The 20681-nt window shown below is 44.6% G+C and carries 16 protein-coding genes and 1 other annotated feature; of the genes, 2 read left to right on the top strand and 14 right to left on the bottom strand.

The window, feature by feature from the left end; genetic code table 11:
• Positions 1-5 precede the first annotated feature (5 nt).
• Positions 6-2654 carry a valine--tRNA ligase gene (locus LCY76_RS15205; RefSeq protein WP_248253317.1) on the bottom strand — a complete coding sequence of 883 codons (2649 nt, stop codon included), beginning with the start codon at positions 2652-2654 and terminating at the stop codon, positions 6-8.
• A gap of 45 nt (positions 2655-2699) precedes the next feature.
• Positions 2700-2948 (bottom strand) — a binding site (T-box leader).
• A gap of 179 nt (positions 2949-3127) precedes the next feature.
• Here LCY76_RS15205 and LCY76_RS15210 point away from each other — a divergent pair.
• Complete coding sequence (locus LCY76_RS15210; protein ID WP_248253318.1) at positions 3128-3340, top strand: hypothetical protein; 213 nt, start codon at positions 3128-3130, stop codon at positions 3338-3340.
• Between the two features lie 38 nt (positions 3341-3378).
• On the opposite strand, the gene ysxE is transcribed toward LCY76_RS15210, so the two are convergent.
• From ysxE to hemA, 9 genes are all read right to left on the bottom strand, one after another.
• Positions 3379-4422, bottom strand: a complete 1044-nt coding sequence (gene ysxE, locus LCY76_RS15215; RefSeq protein WP_248253319.1) for a spore coat protein YsxE — start codon at positions 4420-4422, stop codon at positions 3379-3381.
• On the bottom strand, positions 4419-5339 hold the full coding sequence (locus LCY76_RS15220) for a hypothetical protein (RefSeq protein WP_248253320.1): 921 nt from the start codon (positions 5337-5339) through the stop codon (positions 4419-4421). Before LCY76_RS15220 ends, ysxE begins: the two co-directional genes overlap by 4 nt.
• Positions 5340-5354: 15 nt before the next feature.
• Positions 5355-6668, bottom strand: coding sequence for a stage VI sporulation protein D (gene spoVID, locus LCY76_RS15225; protein ID WP_248253321.1), 1314 nt, complete (start codon positions 6666-6668; stop codon positions 5355-5357).
• A gap of 118 nt (positions 6669-6786) precedes the next feature.
• Positions 6787-8070: a glutamate-1-semialdehyde 2,1-aminomutase gene (gene hemL, locus LCY76_RS15230; protein WP_248253322.1), complete on the bottom strand. Its 1284-nt coding sequence runs from the start codon at positions 8068-8070 to the stop codon at positions 6787-6789.
• A 17-nt stretch (positions 8071-8087) separates the two neighbouring features.
• On the bottom strand, positions 8088-9056 hold the full coding sequence (gene hemB / locus LCY76_RS15235) for a porphobilinogen synthase (protein WP_248253323.1): 969 nt from the start codon (positions 9054-9056) through the stop codon (positions 8088-8090).
• Position 9057: 1 nt separating this feature from the next.
• Positions 9058-9816: a uroporphyrinogen-III synthase gene (locus LCY76_RS15240; protein ID WP_248253324.1), complete on the bottom strand. Its 759-nt coding sequence runs from the start codon at positions 9814-9816 to the stop codon at positions 9058-9060.
• Positions 9813-10745, bottom strand: coding sequence for a hydroxymethylbilane synthase (hemC, locus tag LCY76_RS15245; protein ID WP_248253325.1), 933 nt, complete (start codon positions 10743-10745; stop codon positions 9813-9815). The genes LCY76_RS15240 and hemC overlap by 4 nt, the downstream gene beginning before the upstream one ends.
• A 33-nt stretch (positions 10746-10778) precedes the next feature.
• Positions 10779-11606: a cytochrome c biogenesis protein gene (locus tag LCY76_RS15250; protein WP_248253326.1), complete on the bottom strand. Its 828-nt coding sequence runs from the start codon at positions 11604-11606 to the stop codon at positions 10779-10781.
• Between the two features lie 38 nt (positions 11607-11644).
• Positions 11645-12985, bottom strand: coding sequence for a glutamyl-tRNA reductase (hemA, locus tag LCY76_RS15255; RefSeq protein ID WP_248253327.1), 1341 nt, complete (start codon positions 12983-12985; stop codon positions 11645-11647).
• 519 nt (positions 12986-13504) lie between these two features.
• Between hemA and LCY76_RS15260 the strand changes: the two genes are divergently transcribed.
• Entirely contained in the window at positions 13505-13981 is a 477-nt protein-coding gene (locus tag LCY76_RS15260; protein WP_053357662.1) for a LiaF transmembrane domain-containing protein, read from the top strand.
• A 20-nt stretch (positions 13982-14001) separates the two neighbouring features.
• On the opposite strand, the gene yihA is transcribed toward LCY76_RS15260, so the two are convergent.
• From yihA to clpX, 4 genes are all read right to left on the bottom strand, one after another.
• On the bottom strand, positions 14002-14592 hold the full coding sequence (gene yihA / locus LCY76_RS15265; RefSeq protein WP_248253328.1) for a ribosome biogenesis GTP-binding protein YihA/YsxC: 591 nt from the start codon (positions 14590-14592) through the stop codon (positions 14002-14004).
• Positions 14589-16913: an endopeptidase La gene (gene lon / locus LCY76_RS15270; RefSeq protein WP_248253329.1), complete on the bottom strand. Its 2325-nt coding sequence runs from the start codon at positions 16911-16913 to the stop codon at positions 14589-14591. The genes yihA and lon overlap by 4 nt, the downstream gene beginning before the upstream one ends.
• Positions 16914-17154: 241 nt before the next feature.
• Positions 17155-18828, bottom strand: a complete 1674-nt coding sequence (gene lonB / locus LCY76_RS15275) for an ATP-dependent protease LonB (protein ID WP_248253330.1) — start codon at positions 18826-18828, stop codon at positions 17155-17157.
• 239 nt (positions 18829-19067) lie between these two features.
• The gene (gene clpX, locus LCY76_RS15280) at positions 19068-20342 is read right to left on the bottom strand and encodes an ATP-dependent protease ATP-binding subunit ClpX (protein WP_053357658.1); all 1275 of its coding nucleotides are present in this window, start codon (positions 20340-20342) and stop codon (positions 19068-19070) included.
• Positions 20343-20681 lie beyond the last annotated feature (339 nt).

The raw sequence follows: 20681 nt of genomic DNA on the forward strand, positions 1-20681 counted from the left end.
TTTTTTTATGCTTTCAGTTCTTGAATGCGCTGGCGGACTTTATCGCGTTTTTCGCTGTAGTCCTTTTCCTTTGCACGCTCTTCTTCGATTACTTTTTCAGGCGCTTTCTTCATGAAGCCTTCGTTGCTTAGTTTCTTCTGTACACGCTCGACTTCTTTGTTGTATTTTTCAACTTCTTTTTCTAGACGCTGAATTTCTTCGTCTAAATTAATCAATCCTTCAAGCGGCAGATACATTTCCACTCCGGAAAGTACAGCACTCATCGATTTATCTGGTGCAGAAAGATTGGTTCCAAGTGTCAGTGTGCTTGGGTTACAGAACTTCTCAAGATAGCTGCGGTTCGCCTCAAGCGCCTTCAGCACTTCCTCACTCTTGGCGTTGATCTGAAGCTCGATCGGTTTGCTCGGTGCCACGTTCATCTCAGAACGGATATTACGTACCGTACGGATAATTTCCGTAACGAGATTCATATCTCTTGCTGCTTCCGGGAAGTGAAGATCTTCACGCTTCGCTGGCCACTGAGCCACTGTGATGGATTCACCCTCATGAGGAAGATGCTGCCAGATTTCCTCGGTAATAAATGGCATGATCGGGTGAAGCATTCTCAAGGTATGATCCAATACGTAAGCCAATACGGATCGAGTCGTCTTCTTGGCTGCTTCATCTTCTCCATAAAGCGGCAGTTTCGCCATCTCGATATACCAGTCACACAAATCATCCCAGATGAAGTTATAAAGAAGTCGGCCAACCTCTCCAAATTCATACGTATCGATCAGCCTTGTTACATTTTCAGCTGTTTCGTTGAATCGGGTTAAGATCCATTTATCCGCCAGGCTCAGCTCTCCAGTGAGATCAATTTCCTCAACTTTCATTCCGTCCATGTTCATAAGGGCAAATCGGGAAGCATTCCAAATCTTATTGGCAAAGTTCCAAGTAGATTCTACCTTTTCCCAGTAAAAACGAAGATCGTTTCCTGGTGAGCTGCCTGTGGATAGGAAGAAACGAAGAGCATCCGCTCCGTATTTTTCAATAACATCCATCGGGTCAACACCATTGCCAAGAGATTTACTCATCTTACGTCCTTCGGAATCACGTACAAGTCCGTGGATCAATACATCATTGAACGGCCTTTTTTCTGTAAACTCCATGCCTTGGAAGATCATGCGGGCTACCCAGAAATAGATAATGTCGTAACCTGTAACGAGCGCATTGGTCGGATAATAGCGTTTGAAATCAATCGCTTCATCATCCGGCCAGCCCATTGTGGAGAACGGCCAAAGTGCGGATGAGAACCATGTATCAAGAACGTCTGTATCCTGCTCCCAGTTTTCTTCATCTTTCGGCGCCTCGTGGCCCACGTATACTTCGCCTGTTTCTTTATGGTACCAGGCAGGAATTCGGTGCCCCCACCACAGCTGTCTTGAAATACACCAGTCACGGATGTTTTCAATCCAGTGAAGATACGTTTTCTCAAAACGCTCCGGTACAAAGTTTACTTTATCCTCTGTTTTTTGAAGCTCGATCGCATTTTCTGCCAAAGGCTTCATCTTAACAAACCATTGTGTGGAAAGATAAGGCTCAACTACTGCTCCACTTCTTTCAGAGTGCCCTACGGAATGCATGTGGTCTTCGATCTTGAAAAGAACTCCTGCATCTTCCAGGTCTTGAACAATTTGTTTACGGCATTCGAAGCGATCCATGCCTTGATACTTTCCGGCATTTTCATTCATTTTTCCGCCTTCATCCATAACAAGGACACGCTCAAGGTTGTGGCGGTTTCCAATTTCAAAATCATTCGGGTCATGAGCAGGTGTGATTTTTACGGCACCTGAACCAAACTCCATATCTACATAGTCGTCCCCGACAATCTCAATCTCGCGCCCGACAATTGGGAGAATTGCTTTTTTGCCAATCAAATGCTTGTAGCGCTCATCTTCCGGATGAACGGCGATGGCGGTATCTCCAAGCATCGTTTCCGGCCTGGTTGTTGCGATTTCAATATGGCCTGATCCGTCAGCAAGAGGGTATCTCATATGGTAGAATGCGCCCTGTACATCCTGATGGATAACTTCAATATCAGAAAGAGCTGTTTTTGTCTGCGGATCCCAGTTGATGATGTATTCGCCGCGGTAAATCAGTCCTTTGTTGTAAAGCGTTACGAACACTTCACGAACAGCATCAGACAAACCTTCATCAAGGGTAAAGCGCTCACGCGAGTAATCGAGGCCAAGTCCAAGCTTTGACCATTGCTTGCGGATAAAGTCAGCATACTCTTCCTTCCACTCCCAGGCTTTCTCAAGGAACTTTTCTCTGCCAAGATCGTAGCGGGAAGTGCCTTGTTCACGGAGTTTCGCTTCAACTTTAGCTTGTGTGGCGATTCCGGCATGATCCATTCCAGGAAGCCAGAGTACATCATAGCCCTGCATTCTTTTTGCTCGGCTCAGGATATCTTGCAGTGTTGTATCCCATGCATGGCCAAGATGCAGTCTGCCGGTAACGTTCGGCGGCGGAATGACAATGGTATATGGCGTTTTGGATTCATCACCCGTTGCCTCAAAAAATTTGCCGTCCACCCAATATTTATACCAGGATTCTTCGGTTGCCTTCGGATCATATTTCGTTGGCATTGTAAGCTCTTGCTTTTCTGTAGACATGAACGTCTCCTCCTTCTCAATACAAATAAAAAAGCCCCTTCCGTCTCAAAGGACGAAAGAAGCATTGTTCGCGGTACCACCTTTGTTTGCAGAAAGCAGAAATAAACGCCTTTTGCACACTCATTGCTTGATAACGGTTTTTCGCCGTCTTCTTCTAGAAAGGCCGTCTGCCTTTGTTCAAAGAAGCTGCTCCAGGGCGACCTTCCACCGCTGTTTCCTTAGGAAATCTCTCAGCCATCAGATTTCCCTCTCTTTAAGGACAGTCGTTGTACTCTTCCCTTTCAAAGCAAGTTATATGATTTCATTGGTTCTATTTTAACTAGTAAAACAGGAAAACGTCAATAGCTTTCCCATTTGTTGTAACAATTATTCTATTCATGTACAAGAAATATGTGCATTCCGGCAATCATTCACGAATAGGCAGGCTGGTGAATACCATGATATCAACCTAGATGTACGAAAGAAGGATAGTTATGGCCAGACGCTATTTTAAAAGAAACCGCACGCCGTTTAAATTTCAGGTTCCCGATTGGCTTCGGACAGCAAGGGATATCGTAAGCCAATTTACAATACCGCTGATCGTGTTCCAGATCATCCGTACCATTCTGTTCCCATCCGGCATTGATTTTGTGATCCTGCTTATTTTAATCATTCTTCACTTTTGCTTTTCCTATGAGGTGTTATAAAGAAAAGCGGAAAATAAAAAAAGATCACATATAGGCTACTATATGTGATCAGTATTTTCATTCATATCGAGCGGTTCCGGCGGCGGCGGGGTCAGGATCAGATCACAGAAATCCCTGATGTGCCTCATCGCTGAAATTCGTTTTTCCAAACGGTGGACAAACTCGATTTGGCTGAATCGTTCCCTTTTATGACGATATAAATCAACGGAGTTAAAAATAGGTTCGGGATAGCTCATATAGCTGACCAAGAGACTTTTTTCCTCCTCGAGGAGTGGGATGTGCCTTTGATACAGCGAGAGCAGCCTCCCGCCCTCTTCTCTCGTCCAGTTCGAATGGTGTACTGCTTTTCTGAAAAAGATCGCCAAATCTCTTACAGGCGTATCAAGCACTGCTTTTTCAAAATTGAGGAGATGCGGTTCCCCATGATGAGAGAATAACAGATGATTTCGTGATAGTTTGCCATGGCAAAGTGCACTGCGATACCTTTTTTCCGCATGGCAGGCATCATACCAGTCTTTCAAACGGCGTTTTGCTTCCTCCGCCATTTTCATCATATGGTGAAAATGGCTTAAATACGTCAGCTCAAAAGGAGACATGTACGGCATGCGTTCTGATTCTTCAGCAAACCTCTCCATTTCAAGCTGGCGTGTTTCCCATCTCTGCATTAAATACTGAAAGGAATGGTCTACCACTTCTGGCGAGAAATCCTGTTCTTTCAGGGTCAGATAATGAATTTTTCCGATCTCATCGATCATCACTTCTTCCCGCGTCTGGCCGAGCCGTTCACCGCCTGCAAACCACGGCATGAGATAGTACGTTTTGTTTCCATGCTGTACGGTATAATCACCGTATTTAGTTGGATAGAGCGGCACCACCTGATGATAGCCGATTTCCGACAATCGGTGAACGACATGGGTAAACCAGTTCGATTCTTCTTCGTTTAAACTCGTTTCCTTTAAAGCAAACGTGCCTCTTCTTGATATCACTTTTTTCACTTTGCCGAACGCTTCGATTTTCTCTGGATAAAGATCGTACTGAAATAAAACCGGACCATAATTGACGTTTTCACTTGAATGGCTCACAAAGCCACCCTCTTTCGTTTATCGTCCATCCAGTCAGTAAAACAGTGAAGCAGGATTCTGTTAAAATCCCAATCCTGTTCAAAAGATTCAACGCAAGCAACAATGTGTGAAAGCTCTTTATCCTTTAACTGATCCACACAATCCTGAAGTTCCCATGGTGTCAAGATTTCTGCCAGAAGCAAATATCCCTGTTCCCGTTCCAAAGAGAAATGTTCATTGATGCAGGTTAATAATTTCCGCAGTGAGTAGGGCCCGCATTCCTTTAGCCACTCGGTCAAAAAATTGCGCAGCGGGCGATAACCCTGTTCAGGATAACCATTGCTTCCCCGGTAAAATAAAATATTAAAAATCTGTGCTCCATTGCTTATGTGTGTATCAGAATCAAGGAGCGGAAGCGGCACATTAGAGGATGCCTGCTTGAGTTCCATGGCAAGGTTCAGTCTTTTATTTGCTTCAGGCAAAGAATTTCTGACACTGACAAGTTCATTGTAATCCTTGCTTAGTTTGTGGATCGCCGCCAGGCAGGCGTCAAAGGAATAGTGATCAGCATGGGTAATGGAACCAAACCCTTTTTGCAGATCTAGGCCCGCTTGAAGCATGTTGCCCAAGAGAAGGCCCCACCTTTTTTCATGGCCTCCCCTTTCATGCCGGCCTTCTACATAATCATGCAGGGTGAGGTACCTGCCTTCCAGCTCAACCCATGGATTTCCATCTGCCGTCCTGATCATTCGGTCTGCTACAGCCAAACTGTTCTTTCCGACTTCATCCCTCCATTGGACATGCCAGTTTAAAAGGTTCAGATCATTCCAGATCCTGATCCGTTTGACCCCGCAATCAGTGTCCACCAGACTTTCTTTATCTTTCCATGTCACGGTTTGAAGATCATAATGCTTCTTGATTTCATGTAATAGGGTCATCGCTTCCACCCGACCTTAACGGCTTTGTGAAACTGGGATGTAAATAATTTGGCCTTCTGCGATCTCTTCCTGATTGATCCTGTTGACTCTCATCAGAGAATGAATAGAGATATCATATCGTTCACAAATGCTGTCAAGCGATTCCCCACGCTGTATAATATACATTTTTACCTTTGAAAACCTATCTTCATTTCCAGAAAGCATTTTTGTTAAATATAATGCATTCTCCTCTTTCCTTGCCTCAGTGGAGGAAACTTTCTCTTGTTCCTCCTCCCGCTCCTGTTCCTGTTCAAATGCTTCTTGAGGCGGCTGCTGATTGTAGTTATAAGCTTCCTGTTCTTCCGAATGTATATTGATCTGCTCGATTTGAGGCAAAGCAGGCGGCGGAGCAGGCGGTGCAGGCGGTATATAGGAAGGTGTATAGTAAGAAAGCGACTTTAAAGCCGGAATCCCATTGTCAGCCGTTTCTTCCTGATATTCTTCCTGATATTCTTGCTGATATTCTTGCTCTTCCATTGCTTCCGCTTCATCAAAGGTTGGGGTGGGATAGGCTGCAGGTTCATCGTCTTGACGGTTGTAATTGATTGCAGGCTCTGTGAATTCTGCTTGCGCAGGTTCGCTTTCCGGTTCAATGATCGGCATCTCGAACAGCTTCTTGGATTCAAATTGGAAAGGAGCAAAGATTTCTTGTTCTTCCGTTCTTGCTTCCTCTTCTGAATTCATCTCATCCTGCTGCTCATTCTCTTCAAACCTGGCTTCAAATACGGGAACCTGGAACGGCTCGTATTCCGTTTCTTCATTCATCGGCGTTTCCTCAAACGTCATGCCCTCATCTTCCATTGCCTGACCCTGAAAAGATTCTTGCTCCTCTTGGGCTGGTTCTTCATTCCCATCCTGAATGCCGGAGATGGAAATGGATGCAGTTAGCTCCAGGCAGGTTGGATTGGGAAGCTCATAATCAAAGGCATCAACAAGAACAAACACCTCTTCAAGCTTTTGAACCCGTGTTGAAGGGATCGTGATGTCAACAGGGAACCGATGATCCAGCTCTGCTATCCCCTCATCGTTCATTTTCAGCTGTGTCAGCGAACGATAGGAAACCTGCTCTCTGAGTGAGCCTGTTTCCAAATTGAGAGAATTCCCATCATCCATTGCACATGGACGGTACTCTCCATGCAGCATTAAAGCTCCTTTAACACAAACCTGGCCGCCTTCTTCAGTAATCTGAATATCAGGCTCCAGTGCCATTGATAACACTTCTGCAACTTCCTGTCCTTTCTTTAACCAGACAGACTCCTCTATGGAGAAACGCAGCTTCGATGGATTCATGCCTTTCTCCTCCTTTCAGCCAAATATCTCATACGTTACAGGATTATGACCAACTTGGTAAAAATATGATTGGAAAGAGAAGAACAAAAAAACTGCCCCTTAAAGGAGCAGTTTGTCTTTATAGTCTGGAGAAGGCTTTTTCACATGCAGCAATGGTTTTCTCAATATCCTCACCACTGTGTTCAGTTGATAGGAAGAGACCTTCAAACTGGGAAGGAGGAAGTGAGATTCCTTCTTCCAGCATATATTTAAAGTAGCGTGTGAAGTAATCAAGGTTCGATGATTTCGCAGTTTCGTAGTTCACCACGTCCTCATCGGTAAAGAAAAATCCGATCATGGAGCCCGCACGGTTCAAGCTATGCGGAATGCGGTATTTTTCTGCAGCCGCTGCAATCCCCTCAGCTAGGCGGTCGCCTTTTTTCACAAAGTCCTGATACGATTCCGGTGTAAGCTGAGACAAAGTCTCATAACCCGCTGCCATCGCCAGAGGATTTCCTGAGAGGGTTCCTGCCTGATAGATTGGACCGCTTGGTGCGATCTGCTCCATGATCTCCTTCTTCCCGCCGTACGCGCCGACAGGAAGGCCTCCGCCAATGACCTTGCCAAGGCAGGTAAGATCAGGAGTAACGCCAAAATATCCTTGCGCACAATGGTAATCCACACGGAAACCGGTCATGACTTCATCAAAGATTAAAAGAGATCTATATTGTTTGGTTACCTCTCGAAGACCTTCCAGGAATCCTTTTTGGGGAGGGACTACGCCCATGTTTCCGGCAACCGGCTCGACGATAATACACGCAATGTCATCACCGAACTGCTCAAACGCATAGCGTACACTTTCAAGATCATTGTAAGGAACTGTAATGGTGTTCTTAGCGACCGACTCAGGAACTCCCGGGCTGTCAGGAAGTCCAAGCGTAGCCACACCTGAACCTGCTTTAATGAGCAATGAATCGCCATGGCCATGGTAACAGCCTTCAAATTTCAGGATTTTGTTTCTGCCTGTATATCCGCGGGCAAGGCGAAGCGCACTCATCGTCGCTTCTGTTCCGGAGTTCACCATGCGGACGATTTCAATGGAAGGGACCCTTTCTACAACAAGCTTGGCGAGCTTCGTTTCCCACTCGTTCGGAGCTCCAAAGCTCGTACCAAGCTCGGCTGTTTTTTTAAGGGCATCCACTACTATTTCATTGGCATGTCCAAGGATTAAAGGACCCCAGGATAGCACGTAATCTATATACTCATTTCCATCGATATCATAGATTTTGGAACCTTTTCCCCGTTCCATGTATACAGGATCCATGTTTACTGATTTAAACGCACGCACTGGGCTGTTGACACCGCCTGGCATGTATTTCTTGGCTTCCTGAAAGGCTGCACTTGATTTTTTAAAGATTCTCATGTTTAAATCCTCCTGTCCTAGCGGTTTAACCAGCGTGATACATCTTTCGCATGATACGTAATAATCAGATCAGCACCTGCACGCTTCATGCCCGTCAATGTTTCCATCACGATGCTTTCTTCATCAATCCAGCCGTTTTGGGCAGCGGCTTTGATCATGGAATATTCACCACTCACATTATAGGCGACAAGCGGAAGAGGGTAACGGTCTTTCAGTTCACGGAGTACATCCAAATATGCAAGCGCGGGTTTTACCATAAGGAAGTCTGCTCCTTCTTCAATATCCGACTCTGCTTCACGCAGTGCTTCCAGGCGATTGGCCGGGTCCATCTGATAAGATTTGCGGTCCCCGAACTGAGGAGAGCTGTGAGCAGCCTCTCTGAACGGCCCATAATAGGCAGAGGAATATTTTACAGAGTAAGACATGATCGGCACATTTATAAAACCAGCTTCGTCCAGTCCTTCACGAATCGCTGCAACAAACCCATCCATCATGTTGGAAGGAGCAATGATGTCCGCTCCAGCTTTTGCTTGAGAAACTGCTGTGTTTGCAAGCGCAGAGAGTGATTCATCATTCAGAACTTCTCCGTCCCGAATGATCCCGCAATGTCCATGATCCGTATATTGGCAAAGGCATGTATCAGCAATAACGGTAAGCTGCGGAAAACCACTTTTTATTTTCTTGATGGCTTTTTGTACGATTCCATTATGGTCATACGCCGAGCTTCCTGCATCATCCTTATGGTCGGGTACTCCGAAAACCATAACAGAACGGATGTTAAGGTCCACAAGCTCCTGCATTTCCTCTTCTAGATAATCGAGAGATACATGGTAAACACCAGGCATGGAAGGGACTTCCTGCTTAATGCGCTCACCTTCAACAAAAAAGATCGGATAAATCAAATCGTCTGTTCTTACATGCGTTTCCCTCACGAGTGCACGCATGCTCTCACTGCTTCGTAATCTTCTATGACGCTGAAAATTCATATTATTTCTCCTCTCCGATAAAACACTTCACAGCCTCTATTATACCTTCTTCTGTATAATCAGTGGCACTGATCCGCTTATGAAACCCGGATTGTTTCGCTTTTTCCTCTGTTACTGGCCCAATACAGGCTGCCAAAGTGTTCTTCTGGTACATTACCCGGCGATCACCAGCCGCTTCACCGAAATAAACAACACTGGATGGGCTCATAAAAATGATCACGTCCACCTTCTCGGGAAGCTGGTGTATTGATACTTCTGCTTTCTTCGTCTCGTAAACGATGATCTCGGTTACTTGAGCAAGGTCATGTAGCGTATTTGCCACCGTCTGCTTGGCAAGGCTGCCTTTTGGAACGAGTACTTTGGAACCCGGTTTCACTCTTTTCTTTAATTCTACCGCCAGTTCTTTCCCTTCATACTTCCCCGGCATCAGATCAATAGAAATTCCTTTCTCCTCAAGCCTTCGAGCGGTTTTTGGGCCGACCGCCGCTATTTTCTGAGAAGTAATCGTCTTCCCAGTCTCCTGAAGCATTTGAAGAAAATAACGTACACCATTCGCACTCGTAAAGACCACCCAATCAAACTGCTCCAGCTGCTGAAGCACAGCTTCTTCTTCTGAATCCATGGTTGCTTTTGCTATGTGCAGTACCGGAAAGCTGACAGCCTCTGCCCCTTCTTCTTCAAGCTTTGCAAGAAGACTTGCAGATTGATGAGCCGGCCTTGTGACGACAACCGTCTTTCCCGCTAAAGGCCGGGACTTCATATTCCCAGGTCTTTCTTTACTTTCTCAAGGATCTCATGTGCACCTTTCTCCTGAAGCTTAACAGCTAGTGTCACTCCGAGCATGTTGGGATCATCCGAGACAGCCTGCTCCTTGATTACTGTTTTGCCATCAGGAGTAGCAACAAGCCCAGCTAAGGAGATGTCCCCCTCTTCTGTTCTTTCTGCGTAGGCCGCAATCGGCACCTGGCATCCGCCTTCCAGCGTGTGAAGGAATGCGCGTTCTGCCATCACCGTTTTGTACGTGTCTTCATCATTCAGATGCTGAAGAAGAGCTCTTAGCTCAGCATCGTCTTCCCGGCATTCAATAGACAGAGAGCCCTGTCCTACCGCAGGAAGGCTCAGTGACACTGGCAGGTATTCAGTCACCGTATCCGCTGACCATCCCATTCTTTCAAGACCTGCAGCCGCAAGAATGATAGCATCAAACTCACCAGATTTTAATTTACCAAGACGTGTATCGATGTTTCCTCTGATTGATTTAATTTCAAGATCCGGACGGACATGCAAAAGCTGTGCAGCCCGGCGGAGTGAGCTCGTACCGACAATCGATCCTGCCGGAAGCTCTTCTAACGAGTTATATTTTTCTGAAATAAAGGCATCCCTTGGGTCAACACGTTTAGGTGTGCAGCCGATGATCAGCCCATCCGGCAGAACAGAGGGCATGTCCTTCATACTATGTACTGCCATATCAATCTCTTTATCAAGCATGGCCTGTTCAATTTCTTTCACAAACAGCCCTTTACCCCCTACTTTTGAGAGAGTGACATCAAGGATCACATCTCCCTTGGTCACGATTTCCTTCACCTCGAACTCAAAAGGAAGGCCCAGCGCCTTCAATTGGTCAATGAACCAGTTTGTTTGAGTGAGTGCCAGTTTGCTTCGTCTTGAACCTACTATTATTTTTCTCATCTATAAAACCTCCTAAAAGAGTGACCATATGCCTTATTGATACCAAAAATGAAATTCAGTAAGGGTGGATGCCAGAAAATAATTGATCAGAACGATAAGAAAAGCTCCCGTGTTCCAGATCGCCAAGGTCTTTCCTTGAAGACCCTTCGCCACTTTTTGATATAAAAACACACTGTATACCGCGATGACGATAAAAGACGTAATGACTTTGGCGTCAAGCAGTGAAAAGCCCTGTATCTTTAAGAATGCCCAGATCACGCCTAGTATTAAACTTAAAAGCAGAATTGGAACACCTGTCATATTCAGTACAAAGGATAGCCTTTCAAGGGTAGACAGGCTTCCAAGACGCTGCAGCCTCTTGCTCCACTTTTTCTGCTTTAAGAGCCTGTGCTGAAGCAGATACATGATCGAAAAGATAAAAGAGAGGGTGAATGCACCATAGGAAACGAAAGCCATCGTAATATGAATCACCAGCAGCTCCGAAATGAGACGGGTCGACATCTCATCACTCACCTGTTCTCCAGGAGCAAAAAGATTAATAGACATAATCAAAAACCCGAGCACGTTCGTAAAGAATACTAAGAAATCGATCCTGAAAAAATAGTTCATGACCAAAGAGAAAGTCACTAAGATCCAGGCATAAAAAAACAAGCCTTCAAAAGGCGTTAAAATAGGCGGACGGCCTACTTCTATCATTCTCTGGACAAAAAATACCGTCTGCAGCATCCAGACAATAGAAAGCAACCAGAAGGCCATTCGGTTAGCCTTCCGGTTGTTTTGTAAAAAGTCGATAAAATAACCTATGATGCTTAAAGCATACAAGATGATTGTTGTATCATATATCCAATTTGCGTTCTGCATATCAGAAACTCCTCTCTAGGAGCCCAGTGACATTCCCGTTACAGAGGCAATGAAGGGGATGTTTCACTTAACTTTGTTGATTCCATTTCACTTTTTAGCTCTTGCCGTTTAACCTCTTCTTCAAGCGCGAAGATCTTTGTGAAAAATTCAAGCGCCTGATCCGCCCCAGGTTCTCCGGCTTGCTCTTTAATCCTTACAATTGGATCGCGCAGCAGCTGATTCACTATGCTTTTGGTATGCTTGCTCAACACTTTTTTCTCACGGTCCGTTAACTGAGGCATTTTACGCTCAATGCTCTGCATTGTTTCTGCTTGAACAGCAAGCGCTTTTTCACGCAATGCAGTTATCACCGGCACAACTCCAAGCATGTTGACCCATGAATGGAAGCCGATAATTTCTTCTTCGATCATGATCTCGATCTTTTCAGCTTCTTTCTTTCGCTCAGCCAAATTGGCTTCTACGATGCCTTCCAGATCATCTATATCGTAAAGAAAAACGCTTTCCAGTTCGTCCAATGATGGATCCAAATCACGTGGAACGGCGATGTCCACCATGAACAAAGGACGGCCTTTTCTTTGCTTAAGTACAGATTGAACCATCTCTTTTGTAATAACGTAGGAATCCGATCCGGTTGACGTAATGACAATATCGGCATGTGCCAGCACAGATGTTAAATGCTCTATAGGGTGAGCCGTTCCTTCAAACCGCCCAGCCAGTTCTGACGCTTTTTCAAACGTTCGGTTGACGACATGGACACTGGCTACTCCATTGCTGTGAAGATGCTTGGCAGTCAGTTCACCCATCTTGCCTGCACCCACGATTAAGATGTCTTTCTTTTCAAGCCCGCCAAAGATTTTCTTTGCAAGCTCAACAGCAGCATAACTTACAGATACAGCATTTTCCCCAATTTCTGTTTCCGAGTGGGATCGTTTTGCAAGTGTTATTGCCTGTTTGAACAGATGGTTAAAGATTGTGCCTGTTGTTCCTTCCTGTTGTGCAAGAAGGAAGCTGTCACGAACCTGTCCGAGAATTTGCGTTTCTCCGAGAACCATAGAATCAAGACCCGCAGCTACTCTGAAAAGATGCTCGACAGCGATCTCTTCTTCACGGATAAACAAGAACGGATTCAATTCATTTGTATCAATAGAAAACCATTCTGCAAGGAAAGACTTCATGTAATAGCGCCCTGTATGGATCTGATCCACCACGGCGTATACTTCTGTCCGGTTGCATGTTGAAACGATCGTACATTCCAATATGCTTTTCCTTTCCCGCAAAGCCCTCAAAGCCTGGTCCATCTCATTTGGATTGAATGCAACTTTTTCTCGAATCTCAACAGGTGCTGTCTTATAATTTAAACCGACAACAAGGATGTGCATCCCACTCACCCCCTTTATCTCTATCGTAAATACCACAGTAAATATCCATAATCATTATAACATGTACTATGAAATAATCATTTTAAAATTGTGAACAGAATATGAATCGTATGCTATGATAGGACAAGCGAAATAGTTCTTCCCTATTCTGTCCAAACCGTAATAAACTATAAAAAAATAGCGCTAATTTAAAAAAATTATAATCTAATACCCATATAAAAATAACAAATTTCGACCCTTTTAGCAAAGGTTTGATTTACTCGTTTGGCTATTTTCGCAATCTTTGATGCTCTTAGGAGTGGTTGATTTCCGTTTCAGGTTGCTCGCTTTCCGCGGGGCGTGCGGTGAGCCTCTTGGCGCAGGCGCCTGCGGGAGTCTCACCTGTCACGCAAGTCCCGCAGGAGTCTCGCACCTTTCACTCCAATCAACTTGTCAAGGAAGGAAGCTAGACATAAACCCTGCACCAAGCAACAATCTTTAAGATAAGAGCCATTCGTGTCAAATGATTTGGAGGTTATAATGAAAGGTAAAGGAAATTTTTCAGGAATTGTATTGCTGGGAATCGGGCTATTTTTCTTAGCTCGGCAAATGAACGTTACATATGTACTGCCTTATTTAACTTGGCCAACTTTTCTAATCATCATCGGCTTGGCCTTTCTTGTTCAAAGTGCAAGCGGGAAAGAGGGCCCAAGTGCTTTTTCTGCGATCCTGCTGCTTGGCTTAGGCATCCATTTTCACGCCATATCTCATATTGACGGCTGGCCCAAGGAGCCTGCCATGATCATCCTTATTATAGCTCTTGCCTTTTTATATATGTATAAGCAAACCAAAGAGGGCTTGCTGGCAGGCATTGTACTGCTTGCCATCTCAGGATGGAGCTTCTTCAACAAATCAGACACTCCCTCGATCAAAGAATGGTTTTCGTCCATTGAAGGATTTTGGCCGTTCATCCTGATCGGAGTCGGTGCTTATTTTATCTTTATCAAGAAAAAATAAACCAGAGCAGATGCTCTGGTTTATTTTTTTTGTGTGTATCCAAGGATGGTGCTCCATGCAGCATCCTTCCCATAGCCCGTTTCAGAAGAAAAAAGAATCAGCGGATCGTCTGGTTTCTTTTTCAATGTGTCACGGACGACTTTTAAATGTTTTTCCCATTTTCCTTTTGGAATCTTGTCACACTTGGTGGCGACAACGATGACAGGGATGTCATGATATTTCAGCCAATCATACATCATCACATCGTCTTTAGACGGTGCATGGCGTACATCAACGAGCTGGACAACAGCTTTCAGCTGTGGCCTTTCCATGATATAACGTTCAATCATCCTGCCCCAGGCTTCTCTCTCGCTCTTTGAAACTTTAGCAAATCCGTATCCCGGAACATCCACGAAATAGAGCTGCTCATTGATGATGTAGAAATTAAGAGTTTGCGTTTTACCTGGCCGTGATGATGTTCTGGCCAGGTTTTTGCGCGCAATCATTTTATTAATAAATGAAGACTTCCCAACGTTGGAACGGCCGGCGAGGCCGATTTCCGGTAGCTGGTCTTCAGGGTACTGCTCAGGCTTTACAGCCGAAATGACGATATCTGCTTTTGTTACTTTCATTTACTATCTCCCACTAACGCATGTTTTAACACTTCATCCAGATGAGATACCGGTATAAACGCAAGACTGCTGCGGACACTTTCCGGGATATCATCTATGTCTTTTTCATTTTCTTTAGGCATGATAACAGTTTGGATTCCTGCACGATGGGCGCTCAATGATTTTTCTTTTAAGCCGCCGATCGGCAGAACACGGCCGCGAAGTGTGATTTCACCCGTCATGCCTACATCCTTGCGAACAGGCTTTCCTGAAAGTGCGGATACCAATGCCGTTGCGATGGTAATACCTGCAGAAGGGCCGTCCTTAGGTGTAGCTCCCTCCGGAACGTGAATATGAATATCCGTCTTTTCATAAAAGTCCGGATCAATTTCGAACTCCTCTGCTCTGGAACGAACATAGCTCAGCGCCGCCTGGGCGGATTCCTTCATTACGTCTCCGAGCTTACCGGTAAGAATCAATTTCCCTTTTCCAGGCGTAAGAGCGACTTCAATAGACAGCGTATCGCCGCCTGCGGTTGTATACGCCAAGCCTGTAGCTGCTCCTACCTGATCTTCCATCTCAGCCTGGCCATAACGGAAGCGCGGTTTTCCAATATAGCTCTCGAGGTTTCTGTCAGTGATGGTAACCCTTTTCTTCTCTCCTGACACAATCTGTTTGGCTGCTTTTCTGCATAAGCCTGCAATCTGGCGCTCCATGCTCCTGACGCCTGCTTCTCTCGTATAGTTTCGAACGAGTTTAAGAATAGCATCTTCTTTCAGCTGAAACTGCGATTTTGTCAAGCCGTGCTCTTTCAATTGTTTTGGAATAAGGTGATTTTTAGCGATATGAACTTTTTCCACTTCTGTATACCCTGCGATTGAAATGATCTCCATACGGTCAAGCAGCGGGCCAGGGATGGTCGCCAAGCTGTTCGCTGTTGTAATGAACATAACCTTGGAAAGATCATAAGGTTCTTCGATGAAATGGTCGCTGAACGAATTATTTTGTTCCGGATCCAGCACTTCCAATAGGGCAGAGGATGGATCGCCTCTGAAGTCATTGGACATTTTATCGATCTCATCAAGAAGGAACACTGGATTGATCGTACCTGCCTTCTTCATTCCCTGAATGAGACGGCCAGGCATCGCACCGACATATGTTCTGCGATGGCCTCGTATTTCCGCTTCATCCCGCACTCCTCCAAGGGAAATGCGGACAAAATTTCTTCCGATTGCTTTTCCAATGGAACGGGCGAGCGACGTTTTACCGACACCAGGCGGTCCGACAAGACAAAGGATGGGCCCTTTCAATGAATTGGTTAACTGCTGAACAGCCAAATACTCCAGCACACGCTCTTTTACTTTTTCAAGTCCGTAATGATCTTCGTTTAAGATCTTCTCTGTACGGATGATGTCCAGCTGATCTTTCGTTTCTTTTGTCCAAGGCAAATTGATCAGCCAGTCGATATAGTTTCGAATGACCGAGCTCTCAGCAGAAGACCCTGGCATTTTTTCATAGCGGTCCAATTCTTTAAGTGCGATCTCCTGCACATTTTCAGGCATATCCGATTTTTCAATTCTTTCTTTGAGCGAGGAGATTTCGCCTGTTTTGCCCTCTTTATCTCCAAGTTCTTTCTGAATGGCTTTCATCTGTTCACGGAGGTAATATTCCTTCTGTGTCTTTTCCATCGCCTTTTTGACGCGCTGGCCGATCTTCTTCTCCAACCCTAATACTTCTTTTTCATTGTTCAGGATGGAAATAAGATGATTCAATCGTTCCTTTACGTCAACAATTTCAAGAATATGCTGTTTTTCTTTAATTTTTAACGATAGATGGGAAGAAATCACATCTGCCAATCGTCCCGGTTCTTCGATATCTTGCACAGAAGCCAACGTTTCAGGTGTTACCTTTTTGGAAAGGTTTATGTACTGCTCAAATTGCTGAAGAGCCGTTCTCATAAGGGCCTGGATTTCCAAGTCCTTTTCGCCCTGGTCTTCTATCAGTTCTACTTCTACCTCCAAGTATTCCACACGGTCAATGAACTGCTTTATTTTTCCGCGCTTAATACCTTCAACGAGCACACGGATCGTGCCGTTCGGGAGCTTTAGCATCTGATTTACTTTTGAAAGGGTTCCGATTTCATATATTTGTTCGCCGCTCGGATCTTCTACAGCTACTTCCTTTTGTGTTGAAAGGAAAATATGCTGATCATCAAGCATGACTTGCTCCAATGCCTGTACGGATTTTTCCCTTCCTACATCAAGGTGAAGCACCATGGTGGGATACACCAGCAGGCCGCGAAGAGGAAGGAGGGGAAGGATGCGGGTAGTTTGTTCGTCCATTTAACACACCTCCGAATACTGCTTAATGTATTGAATGATTTCAAATTCATGCAGCCTATTTTTAGAATAATGGCATTTTCAGCTTCACAGCAGTATTGAGTTCGCCTCATAGAGCTTAACATACAATTACAATGCCATAAAACAATGAAGAAATTTCTTCAGTCTTTGTACAATTCTACCTATAAAGAGCCATTTTGTCTAATTGGAGCTCGTTTTCATACTCGAAAGGAAAGCCCCCTCTTTAGACAGATTTCGGAGGGGACTGTAAAAAGCCTGAAGCAGGGATGGCCTGCTGATTACCTTTATCCATTTCAGGAAAGGCGAGTTGAAACACCTGAGATAATTTTGTCACTGGAATGATCTCTATGCCAGTGATCTCCCGAAGTATAGCCTGATCGTTATCCTTTGGAATGATGACCTTCTTGACTCCCGCAAGTTTAGCCGCTAATACTTTGGCCATCACGCCTCCGACCGGCTTCACTTTTCCATGTACGCTTAATTCACCGGTCATAGCCAGCTCATTATCAATCTCCACATTGTGGATCGCTGAATAAATTGAAGTCGCGATCGCGATCCCTGCTGACGGCCCATCGACCGGCCCGCCGCCTGGAAAATTGACATGAATATCATACAGCGCAGAATCTACTCCCATATTTCGAAGGACGGTCAGCACATTTTCGACCGATCCTTTTGCCAGGCTTTTTCTTCTGATCGATTTTGTATTATTGCCGATCGATTCTTCTTCCACTATACCTGTTATCGTAATCGTACCCTGTTTTTTCGCCGGTAAAACGGTGACTTCAATCTCCAGCAATGACCCGCTGTTAGGGCCGTAGACTGCAAGTCCGTTTACTAGCCCCACCTTTGGTTCTTCAGAGATCTTATTCTCTGGACGCGGAGTCATCTGACTTGAATGGATGACCCATTCCAAATCCGCTTTTTTGATGAAATTTCGGTCTTCTGTAATCGCCAGCCCTGCTGCGATCTGCATCATGTTTACGGCTTCACGGCCATTTTTAGCATACTTGGAAAGCAGTTCGACCGAATCTTCTTCAACATTCATGTTTACTTTATCTGCTGCTTTCATAGCGATCTGCTGAATTTCCGGAGACTGAAGCTCTCTAAAGAAGACTTCCAGACAACGTGAACGGATAGCAGGCGGAATTTCATCAGGCGTCCGTGTGGTTGCCCCAATCAGTCTAAAATCAGCAGGAAGGCCATTTTGAAAAATATCATGGATGTGTGAAGGTATGTTTGTATTTTCTTCGTTATAATATGCGCTCTCTAAAAATACTTTTCGGTCTTCTAGTACTTTGAGCAATTTATTCATCTGAATCGGGTGAAGTTCTCCAATTTCATCGATAAAAAGGACGCCGCCGTGAGCGTTTGTTACCGCTCCTTGTTTTGGCTGTGGAATTCCGGCCTGCCCCATCGCCCCCGCTCCCTGATAGATTGGGTCATGAACGGAACCGATCAAAGGATCTGCAATCCCACGCTCGTCAAATCTGGCTGTCGTTGCATCCAATTCAACGAACACCGAAGTGGGACGGAATGGCGACTTCTTATTCCGCTTCGCTTCTTCCAGTACAAGACGTGCTGCAGCGGTTTTTCCGACGCCTGGAGGTCCATAAACAATCACATGCTGTGGATTAGGTCCGCAAAGCGCAGCATGCAGAGCCTTGATACCATCCTTCTGGCCAACGATATCAGCAAACTTCCCCGGTCTTACTCGTTCAGACAGCGGTTCAGTCAATGAGATCGACCGCATCTTCCGCAATTGGTCCATTTCCTTCTTTGATTCTTTATCAATACTCACTTTTTGAGTGCGCTGGCTCTTCAACAGGTTCCAAAAGTAAAGTCCAATTACAATTCCAAAAAACAGCTGAATGAGTAAAGCGATTCCAGTCCAGTTCATTTCTTCCTCCCGAATTTTTTTTATGCTCCTAGTATCTCCGAGTGGGTACCGGACTAAACAGAGAAAATGGAAAAGCTGAGGAGGTTATGCTTTAGAATCGCTCAAGTTTTCATAGATTAAAAACAATGCCTTTGTAAGTCAATGGTGCAGTAAAAACTTGAGTGTCTCTTTCAGCTCAGTATGGCTTTAATAAACCCAAAACAAAAAAACCAGCCCCTAAAGGCTGGTTTTAATTCTTCTTACGCACTTTCTTTCGGTGTTTCCTTTTTAGGTTCCACAATTGTACCGTCCTCAAGTTCGAGTTTCGGCGGAACTTTATCAGCTACCGTTTCTTTTGTAATGATACACTTAGCCACGTCTTCTCGGGAAGGAAGTTCGAACATAACGTCCAGCATCATTCCTTCAATGATAGAACGCAGACCACGTGCACCAGTTTTGCGTTCGATAGCCTGATTGGCAATTTCAGTAAGAGCTTCTTCGTTGAACTCAAGTTCAACACCATCAAGATCAAGAAGCTTTTGGTATTGCTTAACAAGCGCATTTTTTGGCTTTGTCAAAATTTCAACAAGTGCATCCTCATCAAGCGGAGTTAGACTTGCTGTCACAGGCAGACGGCCGATGAATTCCGGGATAAGACCAAAGCGAAGCAAATCTTCAGGCAATACTTTTGCCAGGTATTCTCCTGCTTTAAGTTCTGCCTGTCTGGATTCAGAGCTGAATCCGATAACTTTTTTCCCTAAACGGCGTTTGATGATTTGTTCGATGCCATCAAATGCACCACCGCAAATAAATAGAATATTTGTGGTATCGATTTGAATGAACTCCTGATGCGGATGCTTTCTTCCGCCTTGCGGGGGTACGCTTGCAACGGTACCCTCTAAGATTTTAAGAAGGGCCTGCTGTACACCTTCTCCAGATACATCACGGGTGATGGAAGGATTTTCAGACTTTCTGGCAATTTTATCGATTTCATCAATGTAAATAATGCCTTTTTCAGCTTTTTCTACATCGTAATCAGCCGCTTGAATCAATTTAAGCAAAATGTTCTCAACATCTTCGCCCACATAACCGGCTTCTGTTAAAGAAGTCGCATCAGCAATCGCGAAAGGAACATTTAGGATTCTGGCAAGCGTTTGAGCCAATAGCGTTTTACCGCTTCCTGTAGGCCCGATCATGGCGATGTTACTTTTTGCAAGCTCCACTTCATCGGACTTTTGTGAAGAATTAATGCGTTTGTAGTGGTTATATACTGCTACGGAAAGAGACTTCTTAGCCTGTTCCTGGCCAATGACGTATTCATCGAGAATCTTGCGGATTTCCATTGGCTTCGGAACTTCCTTAAGCTCTACATCCTCTTCGGTACCAAGCTCCTCTTCCACAATTTCAGTGCATAGCTCGATACATTCGTCACAAATATATACACCTGGTCCTGCTACCAGTTTACGAACTTGATCCTGCGTTTTTCCACAAAAGGAACATTTCAGCTGCCCTTTTTCGTCATTGAATTTAAACAATGAAATCACCCCTAAACCTTAAATTGGATGAAACCAATTACCTTTTCATACCGTTTCCAGATATGCTTGTTTCATTACTCTATAAGCAATTATTTCAAGTGCTTACTGATTTCATTTCCGCAAGTTTATGTATTGGATTGTATCATATATCCCCTAATGAACGGAAATAAAAACCCTTCCTTGACAATTAATAGTATGTATTTGGCTGTAATCAATGTGTTCTATAAGTATTAACCTTATGGCTTATTTTAAAACCTTAATCCTAAAATAAAGCCTTTAAAAAAGTTTCAATAAAAAAGCGCTTTTTCCTGCCAAGAAGGATAAATAATTATATAAAAC

Source organism: Fictibacillus marinisediminis, from assembly GCF_023149135.1.
Classification (GTDB): Bacteria; Bacillota; Bacilli; order Bacillales; family Fictibacillaceae; genus Fictibacillus_C; species Fictibacillus_C marinisediminis.

Excerpts from the sequence above, each read along its gene's own strand:
- LCY76_RS15205 (WP_248253317.1), bottom strand. The coding sequence starts at position 2,654 with ATGTCTACAGAAAAGCAAGAGCTTACAATGCCAACGAAATATGATCCG.
- LCY76_RS15210 (WP_248253318.1), top strand. The coding sequence starts at position 3,128 with ATGGCCAGACGCTATTTTAAAAGAAACCGCACGCCGTTTAAATTTCAG.
- LCY76_RS15220 (WP_248253320.1), bottom strand. The coding sequence starts at position 5,339 with ATGACCCTATTACATGAAATCAAGAAGCATTATGATCTTCAAACCGTG.
- spoVID (WP_248253321.1), bottom strand. The coding sequence starts at position 6,668 with ATGAATCCATCGAAGCTGCGTTTCTCCATAGAGGAGTCTGTCTGGTTA.
- hemL (WP_248253322.1), bottom strand. The coding sequence starts at position 8,070 with ATGAGAATCTTTAAAAAATCAAGTGCAGCCTTTCAGGAAGCCAAGAAA.
- hemB (WP_248253323.1), bottom strand. The coding sequence starts at position 9,056 with ATGAATTTTCAGCGTCATAGAAGATTACGAAGCAGTGAGAGCATGCGT.
- LCY76_RS15240 (WP_248253324.1), bottom strand. The coding sequence starts at position 9,816 with ATGAAGTCCCGGCCTTTAGCGGGAAAGACGGTTGTCGTCACAAGGCCG.
- hemC (WP_248253325.1), bottom strand. The coding sequence starts at position 10,745 with ATGAGAAAAATAATAGTAGGTTCAAGACGAAGCAAACTGGCACTCACT.
- LCY76_RS15250 (WP_248253326.1), bottom strand. The coding sequence starts at position 11,606 with ATGCAGAACGCAAATTGGATATATGATACAACAATCATCTTGTATGCT.
- hemA (WP_248253327.1), bottom strand. The coding sequence starts at position 12,985 with ATGCACATCCTTGTTGTCGGTTTAAATTATAAGACAGCACCTGTTGAG.
- LCY76_RS15260 (WP_053357662.1), top strand. The coding sequence starts at position 13,505 with ATGAAAGGTAAAGGAAATTTTTCAGGAATTGTATTGCTGGGAATCGGG.
- yihA (WP_248253328.1), bottom strand. The coding sequence starts at position 14,592 with ATGAAAGTAACAAAAGCAGATATCGTCATTTCGGCTGTAAAGCCTGAG.
- lon (WP_248253329.1), bottom strand. The coding sequence starts at position 16,913 with ATGGACGAACAAACTACCCGCATCCTTCCCCTCCTTCCTCTTCGCGGC.
- lonB (WP_248253330.1), bottom strand. The coding sequence starts at position 18,828 with ATGAACTGGACTGGAATCGCTTTACTCATTCAGCTGTTTTTTGGAATT.